A 4,648-nucleotide genomic window follows, 5' to 3' on the forward strand; every position below is an offset into this window, starting at 1 on the left:
TCCTCAACACGATAGCGAGTCACAAAGGATGTTCGCGCTTCGCGTCTTTGAAGGAGAAGCCTGTCCATTTTTGTCCGGGTGAGCGTCCAAGGGAGTGGGGGAGGGGGGGAGTGGGGACAATTTCTTTCTATTACCTATTACCTATTCCCTAAGACGATTGCAGTTGTTCGAGTTTTGCGAGAACTTCTGTACTGTGGATGCTTGGATTGACTTTGACAAAAGTCTCGCGCAGGATGCCGTTTGGATCGATGATAAAGCTGTGGCGCATGGAGACAAAGCCAATCCAAGAACCGTAAGCTTTACTGACCGATCCGGTGGTATCAGCCAATAAGGGAAATTTTAACTTTTCTGAATCACAAAACTCGGCGTGTGAATCAACGTCATCAGCACTGACACCGATAATTTGCGCGTTTTTTTCCACGTATTTGGGCAAGTCTTGCTGAAAACGACGCGCTTCTATGGTGCAACCAGCGGTGAAGTCTTTGGGATAAAAGTAAAGAACTGTCCACTTACCACGCAAGTCAGACAGAGAAATTTCACCATTACCTGTGTTGGTTGGCAAGGTAAATAAAGGTGCGGGTTGATTAATTGCTGGGAGTTTACCTCCTAAAGCATTCGCAGCAGGGGTAAAATTCAACCAAGTAATGACAGCAAAGCAGCTGGCAAATAATATACTCAAAAAAGTGCGACGATAAATCATGTGCAGACCAAAATTATAACTTTACATAAGTTTACAATTTTTGGTGGCTGCTATTCTCACTCTTTGTGAGATATATCCGGGGTGTCTGTGCTTTCGATGTATTGGCTATCGAGGAGAAAGGTTCCTTTAGCAAAACGGATACCCCAATATCCTCCGGGACGACGGTCAATGACTGTGCCTTCTTCCCCAATGTGAATAACATCGGGGGGGCGCAGCATGGGCATGGGGTCTGCGGTTTTTACGTAGGGCGGTAGTGCCACAACTCGGACTTTACTATTAATGGCGAATTCTGTGGACATAGTTTAGCCATGAGGTTTTAGCTTACAGAATATACCAAGAAAGCGATCGCTCAAGGAATAACGCAATAAATTGCGTTACTACTGATGGGCGTTTTTTTTCAAATCGTTTAGAGAAACGACTTCTAAAGCTCTAGCATGGGTGGCTGATAGTATAACTGGTGGAGCAACACCAGCTTCTTCAGCTTCTTGCCAACGAGAAGCACATAAACACCAGCGATCGCCTGGTTTCAAACCAGGAAATTGATTTTCTGGATGTGGGGTACTCAAATCGTTGCCCCGCGACTTGGTAAACTCTAAAAATTCTGCTGTTACCTCAGCGCAAATAACGTGTACGCCAAAATCTTGACCACCTGTGCGACAATATCCGTCGCGGTAATATCCAGTCATGGGGGAAGTGCAGCAAGACTCAAGTTCTCCACCAAGGACGTTTTTAGCTTCTGTCATTGTTAATTCCTTTCTCTAAAAGTCATAACTTGCTTTATTATCGCTTTTCTATCACATGAGTTACAAACAACGAGTTTTCTGACAATTTTGCGTCAGTCCTAATTAAATTAATCAGGTAAAAACTCTTGATTCAAACATTCATCCGCAGTCAAAAAAGGCTCTACAGGAAAAGTATCAAGGGTTAACCCAGTTTCTAAAGCTGCTAGCTGACGTGCATCTTGATAACATTCCATAAAGTTTTCAGCGAAGTACTTTTTCAAACTTGGGCTATCTTGCAAATTTTTCTTTAATCTGCGTCGATGTTCAAAGATAGTAGAAAGCCAACTTAAGGAGCGTTTTTCTGACTGATATTTGTATTTCAGTAGGTGCATTAATAAAACTACTAAATTGCTTTCTAAAGCTCTTTTTTCACTTCTCCCCATACTTTCGATTTCTTCAATCAAATTTGCTAAATCAACTTCAGCAAATTTACCTTCTTTTAACTGTCTAGCAGTCGTTTCTATCCACAGATAAAAATCTTGGTCGTAAAGCTTTGATGTAAAGACTGTTGGTTGAGGTGCTGTCATCTAATTTTTAAACCTCTTAATATATCCACAATAACGTATAAGTAAAAAACTGTTAATCAGCTAAAAATGAGGTGCATTCATCTAATTTTTCCAACTCGCAAAATCCAACGCTACGCCCGTTACATATCCACAAAACATTACTTTTTGGGCGAATCTCAAGAACAGGATATTTATATGATAAACCATTCAAACCCCACCCCTACCCTTGGGCTAACTCCGGACAAGAATGGACAGCCTTCTTCTGGGTGACTCGCGAGTGTATTTGCTCCTTTTAATACGAACGCTTGTGCCATTCTTGTCTATCTTTAATGAAACCCTTGCCCTTTTCAAGGGGAGGAGAGATAAAATATAGATTTATCAAGGTGGGGTTATGAGTGATACTTGTTACTTTTATCTCAGCAAGGCTATCAATAGAATAGCTACCCATATTACCGAAAACCGCCGATGAGCGCCGAATATTCCGAAGATAAGCTTGTACAACAAACTACCGCTGACTACTTTGAAAATAACCTGAAATGGCACTCAGTCTACGCCTACAATAAGGAAACCTTCGGCGATAACGGTACACTCGGACGCAAAGATAAACGCAAAGTCGTCCTCACGCGCTACTTAAGGGAACAAGAGCGAAAAACTCAACCCCGGTCATCCCAACCAAGTATATGATGATGCGATCGCCATTTAGCCCAACCAAGGCTTAAGGTTACCTTTTTTAAGCTTAAACTGCATAAGTCTCATTAAGATACACACCGACAAGATGGTGCTTTCAGTCCGCCCGTTGCTACTTAATGCAGATATGAACTACAAATTGGCATGGAACGCGGTAGCCCGTGCTTTCAAAAAAACGGTTCTTCAATAGTTGATAACTAGGTGGGTGAAAAAATACCTAACTATGTAAATAAATCTAAAGAAGTTAGCCAAAATGAAATTTCAAACGCTCTGTGGTGTAATTTACTCTTTGACCAAATAATTACTAATTCATAATTCATAATTTATAATTAAATGGGTAAAGAGCGAACACTGAATTCCCCGATTTCAGTGATCAACAATCAGCTTCACTCTTTCAAGGAATTAACTGATTGTAATGCGTGAATTCTGAATTATTAATTATGAATTATGTTGACTCCTGGCTTCTATTCTATGTTCGTTCCCCCACAACAGCACGCTGAATTCTTTTAATTCCACCGCTGCGAAACGCTTCACCCCGAATCTATCCATCGCTTTTTGCAGTTCTGTATCTGGTTGGAGTAAGCTGTAGCGCATCTGCTGAATCAACGATTTACCCAAACGCTGCGCTACTACCACAGGTGGCATCGGAGATGGTCCCAATACCTCCACTACACGCAATTGCTTAGACAATTCGGGAAAATCGCGTAATTCTTGTTCTAAGACTACACTATCAATTACCGCACAATCTGCTTTGCCATCAACTACCCAGCGAATAGAACGTTGATGCGAACCTGATTGTATTTCTTTGTTAAAAAAACCTTGCTCATGTCCGTCTTGAATTAAGCGATGTTGCAGCAAATTATAGCCACTATTAGAACCAAGGTCGTTGTAGCAAAAAGTTTTACCCGCCAAATCTGCAAATACTTTAAGATCGCTATAAGCATTAACGATCGCATCTGCAAAGTAAATCGCTTGGTTTTCATAGCGCGATCCAAGCATCACAGGTGCGACCAATGTCTGCAATTGGTCTGAAACCACCTGACAATATCGAATCAGGGGTAATCCACAAATGAATGCTAAATCAAGTTGGTCTTGTAATAATAACGGATCTTCTAGGGGGTCGCATTCACCTTGATGTAACTGTGTTTCTAATTGCAATACACGACCGAGATAAGCTGTAATAGCTGCGTAGAAATCAAAGTAATTCGGAGCTAAATAGGATATAACACGCAGCTTTGAAGGTATGGTCATTTAATTCAAGTTCTTTTTCTAATTTTGGCTTGTGATGCTGCAACTATTAAACAATAAACCTAAGTATAAAAACTTAGACTTAGGGTAAATATTAACAACCAAAAAGCAGTCAATATCAGCATTTTTCCTTCTGCTTTCAGCATTTTTTATTCTGCCTTGCACTTAGCAAAGTGCGTCCAGACCAATGAATGTAGAGAAAGCCTAAGCTGGCAAAAGTTAACAGCATGATGCTTAAAACTGTTGCATATGCTTTACAAGCACGGCACAGCCGATGTATCGTTGCTGCACTCGATTCTAAAAATTTCCACTGTTGATGAGGATCTATGCGCTTTTGAGGACGAGTCTTGATATGTTGGGCGATCGCCATTTTTACCGCTCCTTTCAATCAAACTAAAATTCAAATTACTGTAACTCGATAGACTTACCGGAGATTATATATTAGATTACCCATCCCTGTCAAAAGGAAGGGTGTGGGGTGTGGGGTATGGGGTGTAGGGTAAGAGCGTGTTCGCAAGAACCCACCACCAATTAAAGACCACCAAATCTACGATTTGGGGGAACGCAAGTACCCCTGTTGGTTCCGTCTATTGAGTACAAAAATACGATTTTCTCTTCCCCCCCCACACCCTAGGTCCGATGCTGGACAAAAATGGCACAAGCGTTCGTTTACTAGATCCTCAACACCCCACGACATTTTACAGATGTTGGCTGTCAATGAGTGT

Annotated in this window: 7 protein-coding genes; 1 reads left to right on the forward strand and 6 read right to left on the reverse strand. The window is 41.3% G+C overall.

What is annotated here, in order from left to right; all coding sequences use genetic code 11:
- Nucleotides 1–148 precede the first annotated feature (148 nt).
- The 4 genes from PI95_RS34605 to PI95_RS34620 all read right to left on the reverse strand — a co-directional run bounded on the left by PI95_RS34605 (nucleotide 149) and on the right by PI95_RS34620 (nucleotide 2,009).
- The gene (locus tag PI95_RS34605; RefSeq protein ID WP_039740020.1) at nucleotides 149–700 is read right to left on the reverse strand and encodes a peroxiredoxin; all 552 of its coding nucleotides are present in this window, start codon (nucleotides 698–700) and stop codon (nucleotides 149–151) included.
- A gap of 56 nt (nucleotides 701–756) precedes the next feature.
- Nucleotides 757–999, reverse strand: coding sequence for a regulatory protein SipA (gene sipA / locus PI95_RS34610; protein ID WP_039740023.1), 243 nt, complete (start codon nucleotides 997–999; stop codon nucleotides 757–759).
- Nucleotides 1,000–1,077: 78 nt separating this feature from the next.
- Entirely contained in the window at nucleotides 1,078–1,443 is a 366-nt protein-coding gene (locus PI95_RS34615) for a DUF2237 family protein (RefSeq protein WP_039740026.1), read from the reverse strand.
- Between the two features lie 107 nt (nucleotides 1,444–1,550).
- A complete protein-coding gene (locus tag PI95_RS34620) occupies nucleotides 1,551–2,009 on the reverse strand; it encodes a DUF29 domain-containing protein (protein ID WP_039740028.1) in 459 nt (152 codons plus the stop codon).
- Nucleotides 2,010–2,453: 444 nt separating this feature from the next.
- Here PI95_RS34620 and PI95_RS34625 point away from each other — a divergent pair, with 444 nt between their 5' ends.
- A complete protein-coding gene (locus tag PI95_RS34625; RefSeq protein WP_039740029.1) occupies nucleotides 2,454–2,672 on the forward strand; it encodes a hypothetical protein in 219 nt (72 codons plus the stop codon).
- Between the two features lie 441 nt (nucleotides 2,673–3,113).
- Here PI95_RS34625 and PI95_RS34630 read toward each other — a convergent pair whose 3' ends face one another.
- Together PI95_RS34630 and PI95_RS34635 are read right to left on the reverse strand one after the other, a co-directional pair.
- Nucleotides 3,114–3,926, reverse strand: coding sequence for a PhnD/SsuA/transferrin family substrate-binding protein (locus PI95_RS34630; RefSeq protein ID WP_039740031.1), 813 nt, complete (start codon nucleotides 3,924–3,926; stop codon nucleotides 3,114–3,116).
- Between the two features lie 136 nt (nucleotides 3,927–4,062).
- A complete protein-coding gene (locus PI95_RS34635) occupies nucleotides 4,063–4,293 on the reverse strand; it encodes a hypothetical protein (RefSeq protein ID WP_039740033.1) in 231 nt (76 codons plus the stop codon).
- Between the last annotated feature and the right edge of the window lie 355 nt (nucleotides 4,294–4,648).

The organism is Hassallia byssoidea VB512170 (assembly GCF_000817785.2).
Classification (GTDB): domain Bacteria; phylum Cyanobacteriota; class Cyanobacteriia; order Cyanobacteriales; family Nostocaceae; genus Hassallia; species Hassallia carrinoi.

What these genes read in the sequence shown, in the direction of transcription:
- PI95_RS34605 (WP_039740020.1), bottom strand. Translation starts at nt 700, where the DNA reads ATGATTTATCGTCGCACTTTTTTGAGTATATTATTTGCCAGCTGCTTT.
- sipA (WP_039740023.1), bottom strand. Translation starts at nt 999, where the DNA reads ATGTCCACAGAATTCGCCATTAATAGTAAAGTCCGAGTTGTGGCACTA.
- PI95_RS34615 (WP_039740026.1), bottom strand. Translation starts at nt 1,443, where the DNA reads ATGACAGAAGCTAAAAACGTCCTTGGTGGAGAACTTGAGTCTTGCTGC.
- PI95_RS34620 (WP_039740028.1), bottom strand. Translation starts at nt 2,009, where the DNA reads ATGACAGCACCTCAACCAACAGTCTTTACATCAAAGCTTTACGACCAA.
- PI95_RS34625 (WP_039740029.1), top strand. Translation starts at nt 2,454, where the DNA reads ATGAGCGCCGAATATTCCGAAGATAAGCTTGTACAACAAACTACCGCT.
- PI95_RS34630 (WP_039740031.1), bottom strand. Translation starts at nt 3,926, where the DNA reads ATGACCATACCTTCAAAGCTGCGTGTTATATCCTATTTAGCTCCGAAT.
- PI95_RS34635 (WP_039740033.1), bottom strand. Translation starts at nt 4,293, where the DNA reads ATGGCGATCGCCCAACATATCAAGACTCGTCCTCAAAAGCGCATAGAT.